18 protein-coding genes and 1 pseudogene are annotated in these 21,613 nt (G+C 60.4%); 18 read left to right on the plus strand and 1 reads right to left on the minus strand.

Going from position 1 to position 21,613, the window contains the following annotated elements; genetic code table 11:
- Positions 1–53 precede the first annotated feature (53 nt).
- From ftsE to CI603_RS04150, 10 genes and pseudogenes are all read left to right on the plus strand, one after another.
- Positions 54–1,085, plus strand: a pseudogene (ftsE, locus tag CI603_RS09160) (cell division ATP-binding protein FtsE); the annotation flags it as partial.
- 770 nt (positions 1,086–1,855) lie between these two features.
- On the plus strand, positions 1,856–2,779 hold the full coding sequence (gene ftsX / locus CI603_RS04110) for a permease-like cell division protein FtsX (RefSeq protein WP_046323206.1): 924 nt from the start codon (positions 1,856–1,858) through the stop codon (positions 2,777–2,779).
- A gap of 87 nt (positions 2,780–2,866) precedes the next feature.
- Entirely contained in the window at positions 2,867–4,255 is a 1,389-nt protein-coding gene (locus CI603_RS04115; protein WP_121913195.1) for a CHAP domain-containing protein, read from the plus strand.
- Positions 4,256–4,347: 92 nt separating this feature from the next.
- The gene (smpB, locus tag CI603_RS04120; RefSeq protein WP_046323204.1) at positions 4,348–4,824 is read left to right on the plus strand and encodes an SsrA-binding protein SmpB; all 477 of its coding nucleotides are present in this window, start codon (positions 4,348–4,350) and stop codon (positions 4,822–4,824) included.
- 309 nt (positions 4,825–5,133) lie between these two features.
- Positions 5,134–6,072, plus strand: coding sequence for an ABC transporter substrate-binding protein (locus CI603_RS04125; RefSeq protein ID WP_121913149.1), 939 nt, complete (start codon positions 5,134–5,136; stop codon positions 6,070–6,072).
- A gap of 107 nt (positions 6,073–6,179) precedes the next feature.
- Positions 6,180–7,154, plus strand: a complete 975-nt coding sequence (locus CI603_RS04130) for an amino acid ABC transporter permease (RefSeq protein WP_121913150.1) — start codon at positions 6,180–6,182, stop codon at positions 7,152–7,154.
- 16 nt (positions 7,155–7,170) lie between these two features.
- A complete protein-coding gene (locus CI603_RS04135) occupies positions 7,171–7,983 on the plus strand; it encodes an amino acid ABC transporter ATP-binding protein (RefSeq protein ID WP_183122239.1) in 813 nt (270 codons plus the stop codon).
- A gap of 87 nt (positions 7,984–8,070) precedes the next feature.
- Positions 8,071–9,963, plus strand: coding sequence for a glutamine--fructose-6-phosphate transaminase (isomerizing) (gene glmS / locus CI603_RS04140; RefSeq protein WP_121913197.1), 1,893 nt, complete (start codon positions 8,071–8,073; stop codon positions 9,961–9,963).
- 9 nt (positions 9,964–9,972) lie between these two features.
- Positions 9,973–10,725 carry a pseudouridine synthase gene (locus tag CI603_RS04145; protein WP_121913151.1) on the plus strand — a complete coding sequence of 251 codons (753 nt, stop codon included), beginning with the start codon at positions 9,973–9,975 and terminating at the stop codon, positions 10,723–10,725.
- Positions 10,726–10,835: 110 nt separating this feature from the next.
- On the plus strand, positions 10,836–12,938 hold the full coding sequence (locus CI603_RS04150) for a beta-galactosidase (protein WP_121913152.1): 2,103 nt from the start codon (positions 10,836–10,838) through the stop codon (positions 12,936–12,938).
- Here CI603_RS04150 and CI603_RS04155 read toward each other — a convergent pair.
- Complete coding sequence (locus CI603_RS04155) at positions 12,895–13,692, minus strand: type III pantothenate kinase (protein ID WP_121913153.1); 798 nt, start codon at positions 13,690–13,692, stop codon at positions 12,895–12,897. The genes CI603_RS04150 and CI603_RS04155 overlap by 44 nt on opposite strands.
- A gap of 199 nt (positions 13,693–13,891) precedes the next feature.
- Here CI603_RS04155 and CI603_RS04160 point away from each other — a divergent pair, with 199 nt between their 5' ends.
- From CI603_RS04160 to CI603_RS04195, 8 genes are all read left to right on the plus strand, one after another.
- Complete coding sequence (locus tag CI603_RS04160; RefSeq protein ID WP_183122243.1) at positions 13,892–15,484, plus strand: ABC transporter substrate-binding protein; 1,593 nt, start codon at positions 13,892–13,894, stop codon at positions 15,482–15,484.
- Positions 15,485–15,486: 2 nt separating this feature from the next.
- Positions 15,487–16,464: an ABC transporter permease gene (locus tag CI603_RS04165; RefSeq protein ID WP_121913198.1), complete on the plus strand. Its 978-nt coding sequence runs from the start codon at positions 15,487–15,489 to the stop codon at positions 16,462–16,464.
- Positions 16,464–17,504, plus strand: coding sequence for an ABC transporter permease (locus CI603_RS04170; protein ID WP_395947967.1), 1,041 nt, complete (start codon positions 16,464–16,466; stop codon positions 17,502–17,504). Before CI603_RS04165 ends, CI603_RS04170 begins: the two co-directional genes overlap by 1 nt.
- Entirely contained in the window at positions 17,504–18,298 is a 795-nt protein-coding gene (locus tag CI603_RS04175; RefSeq protein WP_121913155.1) for an ABC transporter ATP-binding protein, read from the plus strand. Before CI603_RS04170 ends, CI603_RS04175 begins: the two co-directional genes overlap by 1 nt.
- Entirely contained in the window at positions 18,285–19,133 is an 849-nt protein-coding gene (locus tag CI603_RS04180) for an ABC transporter ATP-binding protein (protein ID WP_121913156.1), read from the plus strand. Before CI603_RS04175 ends, CI603_RS04180 begins: the two co-directional genes overlap by 14 nt.
- 217 nt (positions 19,134–19,350) lie before the next feature.
- Positions 19,351–19,716 (plus strand): GntR family transcriptional regulator, encoded by a 366-nt coding sequence (locus CI603_RS04185; protein WP_015022206.1) that lies wholly within the window; start codon positions 19,351–19,353, stop codon positions 19,714–19,716.
- Positions 19,713–20,573, plus strand: coding sequence for an ATP-binding cassette domain-containing protein (locus tag CI603_RS04190; RefSeq protein WP_121913157.1), 861 nt, complete (start codon positions 19,713–19,715; stop codon positions 20,571–20,573). The genes CI603_RS04185 and CI603_RS04190 overlap by 4 nt, the downstream gene beginning before the upstream one ends.
- Positions 20,574–20,704: 131 nt before the next feature.
- The gene (locus CI603_RS04195) at positions 20,705–21,532 is read left to right on the plus strand and encodes a hypothetical protein (RefSeq protein ID WP_147438280.1); all 828 of its coding nucleotides are present in this window, start codon (positions 20,705–20,707) and stop codon (positions 21,530–21,532) included.
- Positions 21,533–21,613 lie beyond the last annotated feature (81 nt).

Consider the following 21,613-nt stretch of genomic DNA (forward strand, 5'->3'; position numbering starts at 1 on the left):
GTGTCAGTCTTCTTGATAGCCTCTGTAGGTGAATACCGAGGAACGGAGTGTCAATGGCGTTGATTTCGCTCAAGGACGTGACCAAAATCTATCCCAAGGGGTCCCGCCCAGCCTTGGATGACATCAGTCTGGATGTCAATCGTGGGGATTTCGTTTTTCTGGTAGGCGCCAGCGGATCGGGCAAGACCACATTGCTGCGCCTGCTCCTTCGTGAGGAGGAGGCTACCGAGGGCGAGATCCGTGTGGCCGGCAACGACCTAAGACGTCTGCGCAACCGCGAGATCCCAGGGTATCGGCGCTCCATCGGTTTCGTTTTTCAGGATTACAAACTGCTCAACAACAAGACCGTATGGCAGAACGTGGCCTTCACGCTGGAGGTCATCGGCGCCCGTCGGTCCACCATCAAGACTCTGGTGCCGCAGGTGCTCAAGACCGTGGGCTTGACTGGCAAGGAGCACAACTACCCCCACGAGCTTTCCGGCGGCGAGGCCCAGCGAGTGGCTCTGGCCCGGGCTTATGTAAACAACCCGGAAATTCTGCTGGCGGATGAGCCCACCGGCAATCTTGATCCCACCACCTCCCTGGGCATCATGGAGGTCTTGGATGCCATCAACAGGACCGGCACCACCGTGGTCATGGCCACCCACAACGAGGAGATCGTCAACTCTATGCGCAAGCGGGTGGTGGAGTTGCATACGGGTCGGATCATGCGCGACGAAGCCCACGGTTCCTACGATTCTTCGCGATTTTTCCCAGATGCCGAGGTTGCGGCGCGCTCTCATCACGCCATCGGGGATCCCAATGACGGTGATGCCCTGGACCGTGCACGCGAGGCTGGAGTTGCAGGGCGCCGTCCGGTGCAGATCGTCGTGCAGGATGGGAACAACTCGGCTACCGGGCCCATCGCGGATGGAACCAAGGGGGCCAAGCAGGTAGTCCAGGCGGCGGCACAGGCTGTCAACCAGGGCCAGTATGGCGACGAGGGAATCGCACGTCTAGCCAAGTCCATGCATTCGGGGAGAACCGGACGCTATGGAAAGGTCTTCACCTCGGTGGAGGACACCCTGACCTGGGGCAAGGGTCTGGGCAGTCTTGAATCCGCGCAGGAAGATTCCAATCGGCATGAAGATGTGGCTGCAGGGCAGCCCGATCAAGGGAACGACTCTGGCTCGGATGAGCGATTCCGCAGGCCTGCGACCCATGGCGGCCAGGATCGGTCAGGTCAATCAACTGACGGTTCCGGCCACAGAGGACACGACAAGGCAGGAACTGATCGTGATGAGTCTGCGAAACACCTCCAGGCTGAACATACAGCTTCCCGGAAATCCCGGAAGTCTGCCCCTGATTCTGATGCTGCTCGGCCCAAGCCGACCGCCGAAAGCAGGTTCCAGGATCGGCAGACTGGAGATTCGAACAGTCGGGATCGGGACAAGAACCAAGACGATGACCGCAATCGTGATCGTGGCGAAAAAGCGTCTCAGAAAAACGTCAACGCCAAAGATCGCCAACCGATGAAGAACTCCTATGCCAAGACTTCTGCTTCTGGGCAACAGAGTAAGAGGCCCGATCAGCATTCGAGGTCTGATGGTTCCGGCCCAGCGGAATCGACCGGCAAATCCGGTCAGACTGCAGGCCAGATGAAGCAGGACGTCGCGAAATCCTCAAAACAGACCTCCAATAAGAGCAGGGCCAATAAAAAGGTATCAATGGGCGAGAATCATCATGGTATCGAGTCCATGGGGGCCCCACCGGCACCTCCTGCACCGCCTGAAGCCCCCAAGCAATCAAGGAAGTCCCAACGAAAGAATGATGCATCGGCTCGGGATGAGCGAGATGACGAGAAGAAGGCGGCACGATGAGACTGCGGTTCATCCTTTCCAGCACCTGGGACAACCTGCGTCGCAACGGGTCCATGATTCTCTCGGTCATGCTGGTCACCTTCATCTCTTTCCTGTTCATAGGCGCCTCAGGCCTCATGCAGGCTCAGATCAGCAAAGCTAAGGGAGACTGGTACGACCAGGTGGAGGTAGTGGTCTGGCTCTGCCCGGATGGCACCAGCCAGGCGGCTTCATGCGCGACCGGCAAGGCACCCACCAACGACGAGATCGTCAAGCTGGAGAACACCATCAATACCGAGTTGCGCGACTCCGTAGCCAAGATCACCTACCAGAGCCGTGAGGACTTCTTCAAGAACACCTTCCTCAAGCAGTACCCTGAAGGCACTTATGAGGGAAGGACCATGACTGCGGCAGATATGCAGGCCTCCCTGCGTCTAAAGCTCAAGGATCCGACCAAGTACCAGGTGGTCTCCGAGGTGTTGTCCGGACGCGATGGGGTGGAGGAGGTCTCCGATCAGCGTCAGATATTCGACCCGGTCTTCAAAATCCTCAATAGAGCCACAGCGGTCACCTTGGTCCTTGCCGTGGTCATGGTGATTGTGGCTATTCTACTGACCGGCACCACCATCAGGATGAGTGCCGCCTCCCGTCGAAACGAGACGGAGATCATGAGACTGGTGGGAGCATCCAACTGGACCATCAGGTTGCCTTTCATCCTGGAGGGGGTGGTGGCATCCTTGCTGGGTTCGCTTCTGGCTGTCGGCGCTTTGAGCGCCATCGTCAAACTTTTCATCACGGATTGGCTGGCTCAGACGGTCCAGTGGATGCCCTACGTGGACCAGTCCACAGTCCTGCTCATGGCTCCGGTGCTGATCCTAGGGGCCATGCTGTTGTCCGCATTGGCCTCTTCCATCTCCCTGCGGAGGTACCTGCGAACCTGATCCGCAGCGACGGGCCGACCGACCTTATGGGCACGAGCTCTGCCATAATGATGACTAGCATGGATGAGTGATAGTGAGGACTTGACCATGAATCGCACGAAACATTTGGAAGCCATCTGTGGCCTGGTGGGGTCGTTGGCCATGATGTTCGGGGGAGGAATACTGGGATTGACAGTGGCCCCCGCACCGGCGCAGGCTGATTGGAGCAGCTATCAACAAAAGGTACAGAACCATGAGGCCCTGAAGAGCAAGCTGGCGGGTGTCAGCAACGAACTGGCTAACCAAATTTTGAGTCTCAACGATTTGACCGCCAACCAGATTCCGGCGGCGCAGCAGAAGGCTGTCGAAGCCCAGCAGCAGGCCGAGCAAGCAGACAGCTTGGTTCAGGCCACCAACGATCGTCTGCAGGCGGCCCGGAAGGATCGAGCCGACTTGGAGACCAAGATCCGTCAGACAGGCATCGACTATGACGACGCCAAGGCTGGTGTGGCACAGATGGCAAGAAAGAGCTTCCGCGGCTCTGAGGTCTCCCAGGTCATGGACGTGGTGACTAAGTCTTCCAGCACCAAGGACTTTGTGGACAAGATGCAGGCTGATGCAGCCGTGACCCGGTCCGAGGCCAACGCCGCCAATGATGCCGCCAACACACTCAATTCCTCTATGAACCGCAAGCAGCGCCTGGAAGCCATTGAGGAACAGATCAGCACCTTGAAGGCCAAGGCCGACCAGCAGCAGGCGGCAGCTCAGCAGGCTGCAGCCGAGGCACAGGCCAAGCAGGACAGCCTGCAGGCCTTGCGGGATCAAGGAACCGCAGCACGCAAGCGGCTGGAAAGTCAGAAGGCTGCCCTGACCACGCAGTCGGCCCGTGAGGCCGCTGATATTGTGGCCACCGAGTCTATGATCGATTCCTTGAACACGGGCAATGCTGGCGGCGGTGCTGATCCCCATGCCGGCGGCGCCCAGCAGATCGGCGGAGGCGGATCCGCACCAGCGCCGGCTCCGCGGCCTTCTCAGCCGAGCAACGGGGGCGGTGGAGGTGCTTCCGGCATGAACTATGGGGTACCCGGTAATTGCCCTGAGGGCTCGGGGTTCTGCTATGGTCATCCCACCGGCAACTCGGTGGGCGGCAGTGCCTATCCGGCTCGTCAGTGCACGCTCTGGGCATATATCCGTCGCTCGCAGCTGTCCCTGCCTGTGGGATCCTATATGGGAAACGGGGCTGATTGGGCTAATACGGCACGTAGTCTGGGCTACCTGGTCAACAACACTCCGCATGTGGGCGCCGCCATGGTCTTCGCCCGTGGCCAGCGGGTCGGTTCCTGGAATGCGGACTGGACCTATGGCCACGTGGCTGTGGTCGAGCGGGTCAATGCAGATGGATCGGTGCTTATCTCCCAAGGAGGTACCGGCTTCGCATCCTTCCCCGCTTATGAGACGGTCTATGGGGCCGGCAACTACCAATACATTCATTACTGATGCCGTTGCGGGCCAGGTCCGCCGCTTGGAACGTTACTATCGCTGTCCGGAGTGCCAGGTAGCCTCCTTGGCGCGATCAAGAGGAGGATATTATGGCTAAGGAAACCGGTACATCCATGATCGCCCAGAACCGCAGGGCCCGTCATGACTACCAGATCGAGGACCGGTACGAGGCCGGCATCGCGCTGACCGGGACTGAGGTCAAGTCCCTGCGCGAGGGGCGTGCCTCCTTGGCCGAGTCTTTCGTCAGCATTGACAGGCGGCACGAGGTCTGGTTGGAGAACGCCAATATCCCTGAATACCTCAATGGAACATGGAACAACCACGCACCCAAGCGCAAGCGCAAGTTGCTCCTCCACGCCAAGCAGATCTTTCGCCTGGAGCGGCAGATTCAGGCCAAGGGCTACACGATCGTCCCCTTGAGCATGTACTTCAAGGATGGCAGAGTCAAGGTGGAGATCGCCGTGGCACGAGGCAAGCGCGAGTATGACAAGCGCCAGTCTCTGCGGGAGGAGCAGGACCGCCGCGAGGCTCAACGAGCCATGCGCTACCGCAACCGGCGAGGCTGAGCTTCAGGTTTAGTCTCTTCTTGATTTTCAGATAAATCTACTGAATTTTCCCGGTCTCATAACAACCGACAGTCGTCTGCTGAGAGCTTCCCGTTCTATGCAGATCCGACACGCCCGGGGCCGATGTCGATAAGCAGCCCTCGGTGGCGCCTTTGGCTTGTTACAGAGCCAAAACATCAGAGTATGTAGTTTGCAAAGACGGAGCAAGTCTTCATCTGTATGCATAAAAATACAAATGTGTGCATAATAGTGCATGTCAATCAAGGGCAATGAGGGGTCGCTTCGGGGCGGTCCGGAAGAGGAGAAGACATGGGCAAGATCAAGGCGGTGTTGGCGGCGGCTCTGAGTGTCACCCTGCTGGCCTCCATCGGGGCCTGCGGAACCACCGACGAGGCGGACACCAGTAGTGCATCGGGCAAGGCCACCACAAGCTCACATCCAGCGGCTTTTGACGTCAGCGGCATCAAGAAGGATCCTGCCATTGCGGCCAAGGTGCCTGAGTCGGTTTCCAAGGACGGTAAGCTGACCGTGGGCATGGAGACCTCATATGCGCCTGGCGAGTTCATGAATGAGGATGGAAAGACCCCCATTGGCTATGACGTGGATCTATCGAACGCCATTGCGAAGGTCATGGGGCTCAAGGGGGAGATGGTCAGCGCCTCCTTCGATACCATCATCCCAGCCATCGGCAGCAAGTATGATGCTGGCATCTCCAGCTTCACCATCACCAAGGAGCGGATGCAGTCGGTCGACTTCGTCACCACTTTCAAGGCGGGTACGGCCTTTGCCGTCAAGAAGGGCAACCCCTCAAAGATCAATCCCGACGACATCTGCGGCGTCAAGGTCGGAGTACAGACTGGGACCATCGAAGAACAGCAGGCTGCCGACAAGATCTCGGCCGAGTGCAAGGCCAAAGGCAAGAAGCCGGTGGATGTTCAGTCTTACAAGCAGCAAACTGATGCCGCCACGGCAGTGGTCAACGGCAAGATCGACGTTTTCTACGCCGACTCCCAGGTGACCGGGTATGCCATCAAGCAGACCGATGGACAGCTGGAGAAGCTGGGCAAGGATACCGACATCGTCCTTCAAGGCGCCGCACTGAAGAAGGGCAGCGGCATGGCCGAGGCCACCCAGGCGGCTCTTCAGAAGCTGATCGACGACGGCATCTATGTCAAGATCCTCAAGAATTGGGGCGTTCAGAGCGGCGCAGTCGAAAAGGCTGAGATCAACCCTGCGGTCTCTGATTAAGGCAAGGCCAGGCGCGGGTCGTCCCATCGGGCGACCCGCGCATAAGCAGGTGATTCAGCCAATGGGCTTAGCCGAAATAAGTTCAGTGGTGCGGAAGGAAGCAGGAGATGCATACCAAGAAGGGGACGGACCAGATTCAGATCCCCGGGAGAATACATGCCAGGCCGGTGCGCAAGCCAGGGCCTATCGTGGCTGCGGTCATCGTAGCCATTTTCGTGGCCATGCTGATCCACGGCATGGTGACCAATCCCAATTTTGATTGGCCCACGGTCTGGAAGTATCTTTTCAACGAGCACGTCCTTGACGGCATCAAGTGGACCCTTCTGCTGACCGTCTACGCCATGGTCCTGGCTACAATCCTGGCCATCATCCTGGCGGTCATGCGCAAGTCATCCAATCCGGTGCTGCGCTGGGTCAGCTGGTTCTTCATCTGGTTCTTCCGTGGCACTCCTGTGTACACCCAGCTGGTCTTCTGGGGCCTGCTTTCCGTGTTGATTCCTAAGCTGGCCATCGGCATCCCCTTCGGGCCTGAATTCTGGAGCATCGACACCAAGACCGTACTGAACGCCACCGTGGCTACGGTTCTGGGCTTGGGACTGAACGAGGCCGCCTATCTTTCCGAAATCGTTCGTGCCGGAATCGAGGCTGTGGATCCCGGCCAGGAGGAGGCGGCCAAGGCTCTGGGCATGCCCCCGTCCATGATCATGCGGCGGATTGTACTGCCTCAGGCCATGCGCATCATTGTGCCGCCTACCGGTAATGAGACCATCGGCATGCTTAAGACCACATCCTTGGCTCTTGCCGTGCCCTTCACCCTGGAGCTCCAGTTCGCCACCAACGCCATTGCCAACCGCATCTACAAGACCATCCCGCTGTTGATTGTGGCCTGCATCTGGTACCTGGTCATCACCTCCGTTCTGATGGTCATCCAGGCTCAGCTGGAGAAACACTTCGGCAAGGGTTTCGACTCGCGTCCCCTGGCTGGGTCAGAGGCCAAGGGCGGCAAGGATGGCGATGACCCGCAGACCCGTCAGGAGACCGATAAGGTCAACAAGGTCATGATGGCCGGGCTGAACGCCTGAGTGCAGGAGGAGAATCATGGACGAGGACAGGCAGACCGAGCACGATGGCAAGGGCGGCAAGGATCCGGCCATCGTCATCAGGAATGTGCACAAGGTATTCGGCGATCAGCATGTGCTGCGGGGAATCAACCTGGAGGTCATGCCCGGCACGGTAACGGCTGTTCTAGGACCTTCCGGCTCAGGCAAGTCAACCTTGTTGCGGCTGATCAACCAGTTGGAGACCCGTACAGCCGGCGAAATCTACGTGGACGGCGAACTGACCGGTTACCGGAAGGTCGACACCGGCAAGGGTCCCGTGCTGCAGACCCTGGATGATAAGGCCATTGCCAGGCAACGCTCCAAGATCGGCATGGTCTTCCAGCGTTTCAACCTCTTCCCACACATGACTGCCTTGGAGAACGTCATGGAGGCGCCGGTCCATGTGGGTAGGGTTCCCAAGGCCGATGCCCGCAAGGAGGCTCAGGCCCAGCTGGAACGTGTAGGGCTCGAGGACAGGATGGACTACTATCCCGCTCAGCTCTCCGGCGGCCAGCAGCAGCGTGTGGCCATCGCACGAGCCTTGGCCATGCACCCTGACATCATGCTCTTTGACGAGCCCACCTCAGCCCTGGATCCAGAGCTGGTGGGGGAGGTTCTAGGGGTCATGCGGCAGGTTGCTCAACAGGGTATGACCATGGTGGTGGTCACCCATGAGATGGGCTTCGCCCGCGAGGTGGCCGAGCAGATCGTCTTCATGGACCAGGGTGTCGTGGTGGAACAGGGAGGCCCTGACATCATCGACCATCCTCGCACCGAGCGGTTCACTGAGTTCCTGCATACCGTGCTCTAGAAGCAGGCACTGTTCAGGTTGTAGAAATTCCGGCAAGAAGCCTTCTGGATGGTCGGCGGCCGAGCTCCCATGGCTAGACTGGGGCCCATGTGCGGAATCGTCGGTTATGCGGGATCAGTACGGACGGCGTGTGGCAGGCCCTTGGAGGTCTGCCTCAAGGGTCTGGAACGCTTGGAGTACCGTGGTTATGACTCGGCCGGAGTGGCCCTGGCTGCCCCTGGGATGGCGCGGGTGGCCGTGCGCAAGAAGGCCGGGCGCCTGGGCAATCTGGTTGCAGATCTGAAGGCCAAGCCCATGCCCGAGGCCACTGTGGGCATCGGTCACACCCGTTGGGCCACCAATGGCGAACCCACTGACGTCAACGCCCATCCCCACATCAGCCGTGACGGCAAGGTCGCGCTGATCCACAACGGGATCATCGAGAACGCCTCCAGGCTGCGGCTGGACTTGGAGACCGAAGGTTATACTTTCGTGTCCTCCACGGACACCGAGGTGGCCGCCAAGCTTCTAGGCAAGATCGCCCAGGAGATTATCGATGCCACTGGCCAGCCCGACATCTTCGAGGCCATCAGGCGGCTGGCCCGCATGCTCAAAGGGGCTTTTACCATCCTGGCTGTGGATTCACGGCAGCCCGATCTGGTGGTGGGCGTCCGACACGATTCACCGCTGGTGGTCGGCCTTGGGGACGGAGAGAACTACCTGGGCTCCGATGTAGCGGCCTTCGTGGCCTATACCCGTCAGGCTATGGAGTTGGGGCAGGACCAGGCTGTCTGCATCAGCGCGGACCAGGTCTTGGTCACCGACTTCCAAGGGCATCCGGTGGAGCACCCCCGCCGCTATACCATCGACTGGGATGCATCGGCCGCCGAAAAGGGCGGGTGGGACTCCTTCATGGACAAGGAGATCCACGAGGATCCGGCGGCGGTTTCCAACACCCTGCTGGGCCGGTACGACGAGTCGGGCGACCTGGACCTGGATGAGGTCCACATCGACGAGGATGTCTTCCGCCAGATCGACAAGATCATCGTTGTGGCCTGCGGAACAGCCTCCTACGCAGGGCTGGTGGCCAAGTACGCCATCGAGCACTGGGTTCGCATTCCGGTGGAGGTCGAACTGGCCCATGAGTTCCGCTACCGTGACCCCATTCTGACCCCGCGCACCCTGGTTGTGGCCATTTCGCAGTCCGGGGAGACCATGGACACGCTGATGGCGCTTCGGCACGCACGAGAGCAGGGTTCGCGGGTCCTGGCCATCTGCAACACCCAGGGATCCACCATCCCCAGGGAGTCCGATGCTGTGCTCTACACGCACGCCGGTCCCGAGGTGGCTGTGGCCTCCACCAAGGCTTTCCTGGCTCAGATTGTGGCGGCCTACCTGCTTGGGCTCTACCTGGCCCAGGTCAAGGGAACCATGTATCGGGACGAGATCCACCAGACCATCGACAATCTCAAGGCCATGCCTGCCAAAATCCAGAAAGTGCTGGACAGTCAGGCCGATGTCATCAATCAGACGGCCCAGCGCATGTCCAAGGCCCGTTCCTTCCTCTTTCTGGGGCGGCATGTGGGTTATCCGGTAGCCCTGGAGGGGGCGCTCAAGCTCAAAGAGATCGCCTACATCTTTACCGAGGGGTTCGCCGCCGGCGAGCTCAAGCACGGGCCCATCGCCCTGGTGGAGCCGGGGGAGCCTGTGGTGGTCATCGTCCCCAGCGCCCGGGGCCGCAATGTGCTGCACGACAAGGTCATCTCGGCCATCGAGGAGGTCAAGGCACGCGGTGCCTTCACCATCGTCGTAGCCGAGGAGGGCGATCCGGATGCCGACCGCTATGCTGATGTGGTCTTTTGGCGTCCGCCATGCCCGACCCTGCTCAGCCCTCTGGTGGATGTGGTTCCCCTGCAGCTATTCGCTCTGGACATGGCCCGGCTCAAGGGCCTGGATGTGGACAAGCCCCGCAACCTGGCCAAGTCGGTCACTGTGGAATAGAGGTTGTCCATGGTCGTCGGGTCCGAGGAGCGGGGGCATCGGATCGTTCTGGAGGAGCCGCAGATCCCTTTTGAGCCTAAAGTCATCTACGAGGATCGCCGCATCATTGTGGTCGACAAGCCCCACTTCCTAGCTACCATGCCTAGGGGGATGTGGTACGAGGGTACCGTGCTGATTCGAATGCGCCAGCAGTACGAGGAGCCCGACATCGTACCTGCCCACAGGCTGGACAGAGCCACCGCAGGTGTGCTGGTCCTGGTGCGAGATCCGGCTGCGAGACGGGCCTATCAGATGCTGTTCCAGGAGCATCGCGTGTGCAAGGTTTACCAGTGCCTGGCGCCGGTACGACCCATGGTTCGTCCGCGGACCGGCACCGTGCGACACCTGGACCCGCCCAGGGTCTTCCCGCTAGAGCGCCGCTCCAGGGTGATCAAACGCCGAGGGATTCTCCAGGCCTGGGAGGAGCGCGGACCGGTCAATGCCGTTACCAGGGTTGAGCTGACGGCGGGTCGGGGATGTCTTGCCACCTACACGCTCTACCCGCAGACAGGCAAGACCCATCAGCTTCGCGTGCACATGAACGCTCTGGGCCTGCCCATAGTGGGTGACGATCTCTATCCCCGGATCCAGACCCGGGCCTATGACGACTTCTCCCGACCACTGCAATTGGTAGCCCGTCGCCTGGAGTTCACCGACCCGTTCACCGGGGTTGAGCGCATCTTCACCTCCTCCGTTCCCTTGGAACCTCAGGGAGAGGCCTGAACAGTCAGCCTGGTGGGACATAATGGTCTGGGGATCCCGGAGCCGTGGGACGACGTGGACGCGGCAGGCATCCCCGTCCGAAAATTGAGACGGACCAGGAGGTTCTACCCATGAGCAAACCGACACGGCGGGCCTATCGATGGCCCAAGCATCTCAAGGGTCAGCAGTCCCTCTGGTACGGCTGTGACTACAACCCCGACCAGTGGCCCGAGGATGTTTGGGATGAGGACATCAGGCTGATGACCAAGGCAGGGGTCAACGTGGTGGCCCTGGCGGTCTTCTCTTGGTCGCGCATTGAGCCCAGCGAGGGTGTTTTCGACTTCGATTGGTTGGACCGGATCATCGACAAGCTCGGTCGGACGGGCATCGGGGTCAACCTGGCCTCGGCCACGGCCTCGCCGCCGCTCTGGCTGACCCAGGCCTATCCCGAAGTCCTGCTCAGGGACGAGCGTGGCGACACGGTTTGGCCCGGTGCCCGGCAGCACTGGCGGCCCACCTCGCCGATCTTCCGCTCCTACGCTTTGAAGCTCTGCCGGGCCATGGCCGAGCACTACCGGGACAACCCCTATTTGGTGGCCTGGCATGTGGGCAATGAGTATGGTTGCCACAATCGCTTTGACTATTCCGACGATGCCATGAGGGCCTTCCAGCGCTGGTGCCGCCGCCGCTACAAGGACATCGACGCCGTCAACCAGGCCTGGGGCACGGATTTCTGGTCACAGAGGCTGAGTGATTTCTCGCAGATTCTGCCCCCGCGTTTTATCGGCCAGGGGAATTTCCAGAATCCGGGCCGCATGCTGGACTTTGAGCGGTTCAGCTCCGATGCCCTCAAGGATTTCTATATGGCCGAGCGTGACACCCTGGCTGAGATCACCCCGGATATACCTTTGACCACCAACTTCATGGTCAGCGCCGGCGGATTTACCCTGGACTACGACGACTGGGGCGACCAGGTGGACTTTGTGGCCAATGACCACTATGCGATGCCGGGCAGGGATCATCTGGAGGAGCTGGCCTACTCCTCCAGCCTGGTGGATGCCATCGCCCGCCGGCATCCCTGGTGGCTTATGGAGCAGTCCACATCGGCGGTCAACTGGCGGCCGGTCAACCCCCGCAAGGAGCCCGGACAACTGGAGCGCGATTCCCTGGCTCATCTGGCGTTCGGTGCTGATGCCATCTGTTACTTCCAGTGGAGGCAGTCCCGGGCCGGCGCGGAAAAGTTCCACTCGGCCATGCTGCCTCATGCTGGGGAGGACACGGCGGTCTTCCGGGATGTCTGTCAGCTGGGAGGGGACCTGCAGGGGCTCTCGCAGGCTGGTCTGGCCGGCAGCACGCTGGCCAATGCTCCGGTGGCCCTGGTCTTCGACTATGCAAGCCAGTGGGCCAGCTCTCATACAGCCTCACCCAGCGACAGGGTCGGGCATGGCCAGGAGCCGCCGGTCTGGTACCGTGCCTTTCTGGACAACGCCATCCGGCCTGATGTCCTGCCCGTCAGGGCTACCTGGGAGGAGTATCCGCTGGTGGTCCTGCCGGCCCTCTACCTCATTGACGCCGATCTTTCCAAACGGCTGCACAAGTATGTACACAGTGGAGGGCGGCTGATCGTCACCTGGGGCAGCGGTATCGCTGACGAGCAGGACCGCGTCTGGACCGGCGGATATCCGGGGCCCCTTCGGGACCTGCTGGGTCTGTCGGTTGAGGAGTTCGCACCCATGGCTCCCGGCACGCCCGGTCTGTTGGACCATCTGGACCTGACCAACGGGGTTACGGCCCACGACTGGGCCGATGTCATCGGTCACCTGGACAAGGGCACCAAGGTCCTGGCAAGCTACCGGGCGGATTCCTGGACAGGGATGGACAGCATGCCGGCCATAACCGTTCATGACTGGGGTCATGGCAAGGCCGCCTACCTAGGTTGCCGTATGGATGCCCAAGGTCTGGCCAAGGTTATTCCTGCCCTGCTGGAGGCCCTGGATGTCGCCGAAATGAGGTCGGCCCAGGGCGATTCCGATCTGTTGAGAGTTGAGCGAGTCAGCCAGGATAATCGGACGCGCTTCGTATTTCTGTTCAACCGGACCAGGCATCCGGTGCAGGTTCAGCTGGAGGGCCAGGTTCTGGTGGGCTCACTGGTCAGCATCGACGGGGATGGCCAGCAGGCCAGTCTGCAGGTCAATGGCGCTTTGGTACAGCGTGTGGTCGGCCATCGGCATTGAGCTGGTGAATCCTGTACATGCCGGTGAATATCAGCTCGGGGTCGTAGACCTCGATCAGGTCAGTGTCCTGTGAGAATGTACGGCCCATGCCGCCCGTGGCCACCACGTGAAAGTCCCGGCCTATTTCGCTACGGTATTGGCGGATGATTCGCTCCAAGCCGCCGAGGAAGTTGTAGTAGAGTCCGGCCTGCATGGCGGTCCTGGTGCCCGTGGCCATGATGGTCTGAGGGCGGGTGATCTCCACCTGGGGCAGCTGGGCGGTCTGACCGGCAAGGGCCTGGGCCCCCGAGCGGATGCCAGGCACGATCAGGCCTGAGCGAATGGCGCCCTTGTCATCCACATAGTTGAATGTTGTGGCTGTGCCGAAATCGATGACCAAAACCGGCCCTCCGTAACGGTTGAATGCGCCTACGCAGTCGGCCAAGCAGTCGGCGCCCAGGGAACGCGGGTCGTCCAAACGGATGTTCATGCCTGTCTTCACGCCGGGGCCTACCACCATGGGGTCGATGGAAAAGAAACGGATCAGGCAGGACCTGACGGCATGCATGACTGCAGGAGCCACCGAGGAGATGATGGCGTCCTGCACATCCGAGGTCTTGTACCCGGCCAGGGCCATGAGCTGCCCCAGCAGAAGCCCGAACTCATCGGCCGTGTGGTCGATCCTTGTGGTCAGCCTGTAGGAGGCGGCGACCTGGTCGCCCTCCATGAATCCGACCTCGATGTTGGTGTTGCCGATGTCGATGGCCAGCAGCATGTCTCTTCCTCCCTGCCGTCGTCCGGGCGCGTGACGCTTTCCGAATCCATCCTAAGCGCATAAGCCTGGGTGATGGCTTCGGGGAGTATGCTGGTGGGCGGTGATCGACCAGAATGGCGGTCAACCGCAGCATAAGGATTCGTCAATGAATGCAGATCGACACGGCACGCATGCCCATGGCAGCGTGACCGCAGCAGATATGGATACGGCCCAGGAGCCAGGCCCCAGCACTGACCCCGAACTCAATGCCAGAATCAGGCCTATGAGGTCGGGCGGCAACACCTTGCCCTGGAAGCTGCTCAGTCTCCTGTTGGCCCTGGCCTTGGCTTTCTCCCTGTGGACCGGGCATCGCGGAGCCTCCGGTCAGGCTGGAGGCGGAACCGTGGCTGACACGGTCACGGTGGGGCTCAAGCTGGCTCCCACCAATCTGGATATCCGCAACCAGTCAGGCACGGCGTTGGATCAGCTCCTGATCGGCAACGTCTATCAGGGCCTGGTGTCGCGGGATTCCCGGAATCGGGTGCGTCCGGGGCTGGCCAGGAGCTGGAATGTCTCCGAGGACGGCCTGGTCTACACCTTCCACCTGCATGAGGGCATCCGCTTCTCCAACGGCCATGCTCTTCAGGCGCAGGACGTGGTCGACTCCATTCGTGGGCTCATGGCAGGCCATTATCAGGGCAGCGAGATGCTGGAGGGCTTCCAGGGCGTTCAGGCCACAGATCCGCTGACGGTGCGCCTGGCGCTGTCCAGACCATACCAGGATCTGCTCTGGCAGCTGAGCGGCCGGGCTGGTCTGGTCTTTGACCGGCGGGCCGATTATGACATGAAGACCCAGGCCGTGGGATCCGGCCCATACCTGCTGGAAAGCTTCCGACCAAACGATTCGGTCACACTCAAGGCCGATCCTCACTATTGGGGCAGCGACAAGCCTAAGACGCCAACCATCGTCATCCGCTACCTCAATGACGACAACGCCGCCGTCAACGCCCTGCGCAGCGGGGATGTGCAGGTGCTGGCTCCGGTCACCGAGAACCTGGCCAGCCCATTCCGCAACAGCCCCGACTTCCAGGTCAAGGCGGGCGACGACACCGACAAGTACGTCCTAGCCATGAACGGCAAGGGTGCCGCTACATCCGACCCGCGGGTACGTCAGGCCATCCGCCATGCCATTGACCATCGGCAGCTGATTGCCTCCCGAGGCGGATCGGACAGGGCATTGGGCGGACCCATACCCTCTCTGGATCCCGGCTATCAGGATTTGACCGGTCTCTACCCCCACGATCCGGAGCAGGCACGGAGGCTCCTGGCCCAGGCTGGGTATGGTCCCGACCACCCTCTCAAGCTGCGGTTGACCTACGCCAACACCTACGGCAGCGAGTTGGGTGATCAGCTGCGCTCGCAGTTGCGCCAGGTGGGCATCGACCTGGATGTGAGGGTGGTGGAGTTTTCGGTATGGCTGCAGGACGTACATGCCAACAAGGACTATGACATGTCTCTGGTGGATCATGGCGAGAGCCACGACTTCCATCAGTGGGCCAATCCTGGCTACTACTACAACTATGACAATCGTCAGGTCCAAGAGCTCTACCAGAAGGCCATGGCCACGACCTCCGCCGATGATTCCAACAGGCTCCTGGCCCAGGCCGCCCGGATCGTCAGCAGCGATGCGGCGGCGGACTGGCTCTTCAACTACCGGGTGACCACGGCCTGGCGGACAGGGTTGGAGGGCTTCCCGGTCGATCTGAACCAGTCCCTCATGCCCCTGTCCGACGTGACTTATAGGCGGGGATGACCATGGTCAGATTCCTGATGCGGCGTCTGGTGCTCTTCGTTTTGGCGTTGATGGGCATCTCCCTGCTGATCTTCCTGGCCCTGCGCATCTTGCCCGGGGATGTGGCCGCCGTCATGGCCGGACTGGATGCCCCGCCCGAGCGTGTCGACCGGCTCCGTCGGCAGATGGGTCTGGACCGCTCCTACCCAAGGCAGTATCTGGATTGGATCAGCGACTTTCTGAAAGGGGACCTGGGCAGGTCCATTCTGACCAACCGTTCCATCGCCTCCCAGGTGGGCATCCGGGCCCAGATCACCTTCCCGCTCATTCTTTTGGGACTGGGCGTGGCTCTGCTGCTTGGTATTCCCCTGGGCTGTGCGGCAGCTCTGGCGCGCTCGCCACGGATGCAGTCCTTCAGCCACATGGCAGCCATCGTGGGCGGATCCGTACCGGCCCTCTGGTCAGGACTGCTGCTGATCATGCTCTTTGCCAAAGGCAGCGGCCTGATTGGCCTGCTGCCCTCCCAGGGCTTTCCTGCTCCCGGCTGGGCTCAGCCGGGGCAGGCTCTGGCGGCTTTGATTTTGCCTGCTCTGTCCACCGGCATCATCGTGGGCGCCGGCATCATGCGATATACCCGCTCTTTATTAGGCGACATGCTCTCTTCGGGGTATGTGGACATGGGCATGGCCTGCGGGATGACTCGGACCCAGGCTGCTCTACGGATCGGTCTGCGGCTGGCCTCTCCTCAGCTGGTTTCGGTGGTCGGGCTGACCATGGCTGAGATGATTACGGGTGTCATGGTCAGCGAGAACCTGTTCGCCCTTCCGGGACTGGGATCCATGCTGATCACCGATGTGGGCAACCGGGATCTTCCGGCCGTTCAGTCCGAGCTGCTTCTTCTGGCGGCTTTCTTCCTCTTCCTGGGACTGCTGGTGGACGTTATCCATAGGCTGATCGATCCGCGTTTTCGAGGTGCGGCCAGGCAGGGGGCGGCTGACTGATGAGCTGGGAGCATGCAGACAGGCCTCGTTTGGGATTGAAAGCAGCCTTTCCCGGTCGACTGGGATCTTTCGGACGGACGCGGGTGGTGCTGGCCAGCATGTGGCGCAAGGTCTCAGGGCGATACTCGCTGATTGTTCTGGCCATTTGGATCCTGGTCTCCCTGGTTTCCAGGTTCTGGACCCCGGTCCCTATTTGGACCACCGACGGGTACCGGATCTGGCAGGCACCCAGCCGCGCCCATCTTCTGGGAACGGACGGCACCGGGGCAGACATTCTCTCCTGGCTGATGGCGGGGTCAGCCACCAACCTGGCCATCAGCCTTCTGGCGGTCGTCCTGTCAGGCGTATTGGGACTCCTTCTGGTCATGGCTATGGTCTCGCGCCGTTCAGGAGTATCCCAGACGGTCGTAGTCCTGGTCGACGCTCTGATTTCCCTGCCCACAGTTCTGCTGGCTCTGATCCTGGCCGTCCCCCTGGGCCCCAGCATTGCTGTGGTCGTCGTGGCCTGCGGGTTCGGATACGGACTCAACCTGGCCCGGATCGTACGGCCCCAGGCGCTCCTGGCGGCAGAGTCGGACTACGTTCAAGCCGCCCGGAACAGCGGGGTCGGGGCCTTCAGAATCTTCTGCACCCACCTGGTGCCCAATGTCGTTCCTGTCCTGTGCGTGCAGCTTTCCATGTCGGCGGGGACCTCCGTTCTGGCTGAGGCAGGGTTGACATATCTGGGGGTGGGCGTTCCCTCTGGCCTGCCCTCCTGGGGTCATTCGCTGACTACCTCGGTCAAGTTCATCAACGTCTTTCCGTTGACCGTGCTCTGGCCCGGCCTGGTGGTCACCATGGTTGTGGTGGCGCTGAACCTGTTCGGTGATGCCCTGCGTGATGCCATCGATCCGGTTACCAACCCCACTCTCAGAGCAGCCGTGGCTGCCGCTGGACGATCTGCTCTCCCGTCTGCGGAGCGCCAGGAGATGTCTGCACAATTAGATGACTCCAGTCATCATGTCGAGAATGCGATTCATGCAGGCGAGGGAGGTCAATGATGTCCCTGAGTATTGACGGCCTGGGCCTGTCCATCAATGGTCGCACCATTCTTGACCAGGTGGACCTCAAGGTGGCAGACGGTCAACGGGTCGGCCTGATCGGCTCCTCTGGCTCCGGAAAGTCGATGATAGCCCGCAGCGTTCTGGGCACCGCACCGTTGACGGCCTCCCTGTCTGGATCCATTCTGGTGGACGGGTTTCAGATTCTCGGTTCGGATGACCGGTCCCTGGCGGACCTTCGCGGTTCCCGGATGGGCATGATCTTTCAGAATCCTTCTACGGCCCTGAACCCGGTCAAGAAAATTTACAGTCAGGTCGAGCTGCCTCTCCGTCGCCACTACCGTCTGAGCGCCCAGGAAAGGCGCAGACGAGTCATGGAGATATTGTCCCAGGTCGGGTTGGATGCGGAACTGGCTGGCTCCTATCCACATGAGCTGTCCGGGGGTCAGCAGCAGCGGGCGGCCATAGCTACAGCCCTGGTCACCAAGCCCAGACTGATCCTGGCGGACGAGCCGACCACGGCCCTGGACGCCATCACCCAGCGGCAGATTGTGGACCTGCTGGTCTCGCTGGTTGATCAGAGTGGGGCCTCCCTGCTGTTCATCACCCATGATTTCTCCGTCCTGGCCCGGGTTGCTGATTACTGTTACATCCTTGACGCGGGCCGAGTGGTGGAAAGTGGACAAACGCAGAGCATTCTGCGCAACCCATCCAGTCCACAGGGCAGGACTTTGGTGACAGCGGCCAAGGAGCTGACGCTGAGCGCAGATGGAGGCAAGTATGAGGACGACTGACGATGCGCATGCCGACCCGATCCTGACCGGGAAGGGCCTGATCAAGGTCTATGCCTCCAACGGCAGCGGCATGGCTCGAAAGGCTGCGGTCGACGGAATCGATGTCTCCCTCCAGCCGGGGGAGTGCTTGGCGATTATAGGGGAGTCTGGTTCGGGGAAAACCACACTTTCCCGTCTGCTTTTGGGTCAGTTGAGGCCTGATGCCGGACAGGTGACATATCAGGGCAGGCCAGTTCTGCATGGTTCCCCGGCCGCCAAGGCGCTTGCCCGAGACTCTGCTCTGGTCTTCCAGAACCCTTTTGCCTCCTTGGACCCTCGGTGGACCATCGGCCGGTCGGTCGCCGAGCCTCTTTTGGCTGCCAAGCGCAGGGAGAGTGGGCGCGTATGGTATCGATATCAGAAGGAGCGAGACCTCGCTGATCAGGTGGCCGAGGCGCTGTCAGAGGTTCAACTTGATCCGGACAGGATCATGACGGCTTATCCTTCCGATCTATCAGGTGGCCAGGCCCAGCGGGCGGCCATAGCCCGGGCCCTGGTCGTCAAGCCCCGGATACTCTTGGCCGATGAACCTATGAGCGCCATCGACGTCTCAGCACGCGTAGGGATTCTCCATACCCTTCAGTCCATCATGGCCCAGTCAAGACAGCAAAGCGATTCGTCAAGCGGGATGTCCATGATCATCATCTCCCATGATTTGGGTGTGGTCCAGCACATCGCGGACAGGGTTATGGTGCTCAGCCAGGGGAAGGTTGTGGAGGAGGGGCCTGTGAGGACCATCCTCGATCACCCAAGTCAGCCCTATACCCGTCAGCTACTGGCAGCTGCAACCCTCTAGGTACCGGGGCCCGTACGGCATCCTGCCCAAGCGGAATCGGGTGAAAGCAGTGAGATGAGCCATGCAGAGCCAACCGACGGATTACGACTGCACATGATTTGACGGTTGGGAGAGCAAATTATAGACTGTTGGTTAGTTACTCAAGTAACTAAGTAATAAACAATAGTAAAGGTCCTAACTCGACGCCCTGATTCAAGGCAGACAAGGCGGTCAAACGATGGCGATCGAAATACCGGATGGTCGGCCCGTTTTCGTGAAGGTGGCAGACAGGTTGGCCGAAGCCATAGCCGAGGGTCTGGTCGCCGACGGTGAAAGGATTCCCAGCACCACGGAAATCTCGACCGCCTACCAGATCAACCCGGCCACGGTCCTCAAGGGGATGAACCTGCTGGTCGACCGGGGTCTTCTGGAGAAACGGCGGGGGCTGGGCATGTTTGTCACTGCCGGTGCTGGCCGAAGCGTTCGTGAGCGTCGCAGGAGTGAACTCCTGAACGGAAGGTTTCAGGATCTGGTCGAAGAAGCCAAATCTCTGGACGTATCCCGTGAGGACCTGGACGCCATCATAGAAAGGGTCTACCAATGAGTCTGACAGTTTCCAAGGTGGACAAATCGTACGGAAAGCTGAAGGCCCTGGATGAGATCTCGCTCTGCTTTGAGCCCGGCACCATATACGGACTCTTCGGACGGAACGGGGCCGGCAAGTCCACCCTGTGCAATCTGATGACGGGCAGGGCGCTTCCTGACCAGGGGCTGATCCACCTGGATGGAAGCGATCTGGTCAGCGACTCAAGAATTGTTCGCCGCGTGGCCTTGGTCAACGAAACCTGGCCCTATCCATCCCGACGGCACATTAGGCAGGCATTTGCCATGGCCGAGGGGTTTTACGGTGATTTCGACTGGCACTTGGCTGAGAGTATTCTTAAGAGCTTCGCATTGAGGCTGACTGACACTTTTGCCTCCCTTTCCACAGGGCAGCGTCAGGTGGTCAAGGATATCATCGGACTCTGCCTGCCTGTGGAATACCTCATTCTGGATGAACCGACGACAGGAATGGATGCGGCGGCCAGGGAGAGGATCTACACCTTCCTTCTGGAGGCCTATCAGCGCCGCGGACCGACCATGATCATCGCTACACATATCATCAACGAGGTCAGCCAGCTCATCTCCCGCGCTACGATCATCGACCAGGGGCGGGTCCTGCGATCTTTCAGCGTGGATGATCTGTCAGTCCTGGGGACCACTGTTACTGGCCGTCCGCGTGATGTAGAGAGCTACCTTGCCCAGGGCGACCCGCAGCTGCTGAGCAGGCAGCGCATCGGCGACCTGCTGCGTGTCAGCTTCGAGGGGCCGGTGCCTGACGAGCAGCCCAAAGGGCTTATTGTCGCCCCCATGGATCTGCAGACCTACTTCGTCCAGATTACGGAAGGTGCGACACAATGAATAACATGCAAGTTGCAGAGGCAGTGCGGACGAAGACCAGGCCGGGGCCAGACAGGCCCGACGTCGGTGCGGGACCGGCTGAAGGATGGGCCCGAATCAAACGCTTCCTGTCGCCTGCGGTGCAGACCCGGATGGCCCTGCGTGTACAGGTGATGCCGAGGCTGATCGTCTTTTTGATTTGGGCTCTCGTCCTCGCTCTGGGAGTTGTGGGGTTTATTCCCCTAAGCTCCGGTTTCACTGGTCTGTTCACCGAGATGGTGTTCATGGCCACCGCCCTTGTCTGCTCACTGGCGACTTTCCGGCCCCTGATCTCCAACGCCGTGACCCGGTCCACGATCGCATGGACCCAGATCATCTCCAATGTGGTCATGGCCCTAGCGACAGCCACTTTCATGATTGCGGTCGCCATTATCAGCAGCCTGGGTCAAATCGGATGGATGCCCTTTACGGAAAGTTACCAAATGTTTCTCGAGCAGGGCTGCTCACCTTGGAGGCTCACTCTTGATCCCTGGAGTGCATCATGCTTTAACAGATCGTATGACCAGCAGCCGTCCCGTTGGCTGGCTCTGGCGCTGCATGTCTTCATGGTGCAGGTAACCTTCGTTCTTCTTGGCCAGGTGCTGGGTGACCTCGCTGCCCGTGTTGATCGAAAAGGCGGGTGCCTGTTGCTGGCAGGGCTGTTGATCTGTGTTGGTTTCTGGCATTCGATTTCCGGCTGGAATTTCTGGGGGTGGCAGCAAACGGCGGTTCAGATGATCAACCTTATGCGCGGCCATTGGATGTACAAGACCTTAAGCCCCTTCATGAATGTTGACTTATGGGGATACGTCACCGTGTATTTACTCTGGCCCCAAGTGGTCTTCACATTAGTCTTCTCCGCCATATGCATCCTGTTCAGCTACTGGCTCACCAGCCGTCGGCAGCTACCAGCCATCCAAGGTTTCAGCCTTCTGAACTAGCGTCAGGATAGCTATGCATACCGGCGACGATTGACCACATGGTCGTTCGCCCACTGCTTGACTCCTGCAGGGGCAATAGAC

The sequence above is a fragment of the Bifidobacterium sp. wkB338 genome (assembly GCF_003688325.1).
GTDB lineage: Bacteria > Actinomycetota > Actinomycetes > Actinomycetales > Bifidobacteriaceae > Bombiscardovia > Bombiscardovia polysaccharolytica.

Bases quoted from the DNA above. Each gene is read 5' to 3' on its own strand.
- ftsX (WP_046323206.1), top strand. From the start codon at position 1,856: ATGAGACTGCGGTTCATCCTTTCCAGCACCTGGGACAACCTGCGTCGC.
- CI603_RS04115 (WP_121913195.1), top strand. From the start codon at position 2,867: ATGAATCGCACGAAACATTTGGAAGCCATCTGTGGCCTGGTGGGGTCG.
- smpB (WP_046323204.1), top strand. From the start codon at position 4,348: ATGGCTAAGGAAACCGGTACATCCATGATCGCCCAGAACCGCAGGGCC.
- CI603_RS04125 (WP_121913149.1), top strand. From the start codon at position 5,134: ATGGGCAAGATCAAGGCGGTGTTGGCGGCGGCTCTGAGTGTCACCCTG.
- CI603_RS04130 (WP_121913150.1), top strand. From the start codon at position 6,180: ATGCATACCAAGAAGGGGACGGACCAGATTCAGATCCCCGGGAGAATA.
- CI603_RS04135 (WP_183122239.1), top strand. From the start codon at position 7,171: ATGGACGAGGACAGGCAGACCGAGCACGATGGCAAGGGCGGCAAGGAT.
- glmS (WP_121913197.1), top strand. From the start codon at position 8,071: ATGTGCGGAATCGTCGGTTATGCGGGATCAGTACGGACGGCGTGTGGC.
- CI603_RS04145 (WP_121913151.1), top strand. From the start codon at position 9,973: ATGGTCGTCGGGTCCGAGGAGCGGGGGCATCGGATCGTTCTGGAGGAG.
- CI603_RS04150 (WP_121913152.1), top strand. From the start codon at position 10,836: ATGAGCAAACCGACACGGCGGGCCTATCGATGGCCCAAGCATCTCAAG.
- CI603_RS04155 (WP_121913153.1), bottom strand. From the start codon at position 13,692: ATGCTGCTGGCCATCGACATCGGCAACACCAACATCGAGGTCGGATTC.
- CI603_RS04160 (WP_183122243.1), top strand. From the start codon at position 13,892: ATGGATACGGCCCAGGAGCCAGGCCCCAGCACTGACCCCGAACTCAAT.
- CI603_RS04165 (WP_121913198.1), top strand. From the start codon at position 15,487: ATGGTCAGATTCCTGATGCGGCGTCTGGTGCTCTTCGTTTTGGCGTTG.
- CI603_RS04170 (WP_395947967.1), top strand. From the start codon at position 16,464: ATGAGCTGGGAGCATGCAGACAGGCCTCGTTTGGGATTGAAAGCAGCC.
- CI603_RS04175 (WP_121913155.1), top strand. From the start codon at position 17,504: ATGTCCCTGAGTATTGACGGCCTGGGCCTGTCCATCAATGGTCGCACC.
- CI603_RS04180 (WP_121913156.1), top strand. From the start codon at position 18,285: ATGAGGACGACTGACGATGCGCATGCCGACCCGATCCTGACCGGGAAG.
- CI603_RS04185 (WP_015022206.1), top strand. From the start codon at position 19,351: ATGGCGATCGAAATACCGGATGGTCGGCCCGTTTTCGTGAAGGTGGCA.
- CI603_RS04190 (WP_121913157.1), top strand. From the start codon at position 19,713: ATGAGTCTGACAGTTTCCAAGGTGGACAAATCGTACGGAAAGCTGAAG.
- CI603_RS04195 (WP_147438280.1), top strand. From the start codon at position 20,705: ATGGCCCTGCGTGTACAGGTGATGCCGAGGCTGATCGTCTTTTTGATT.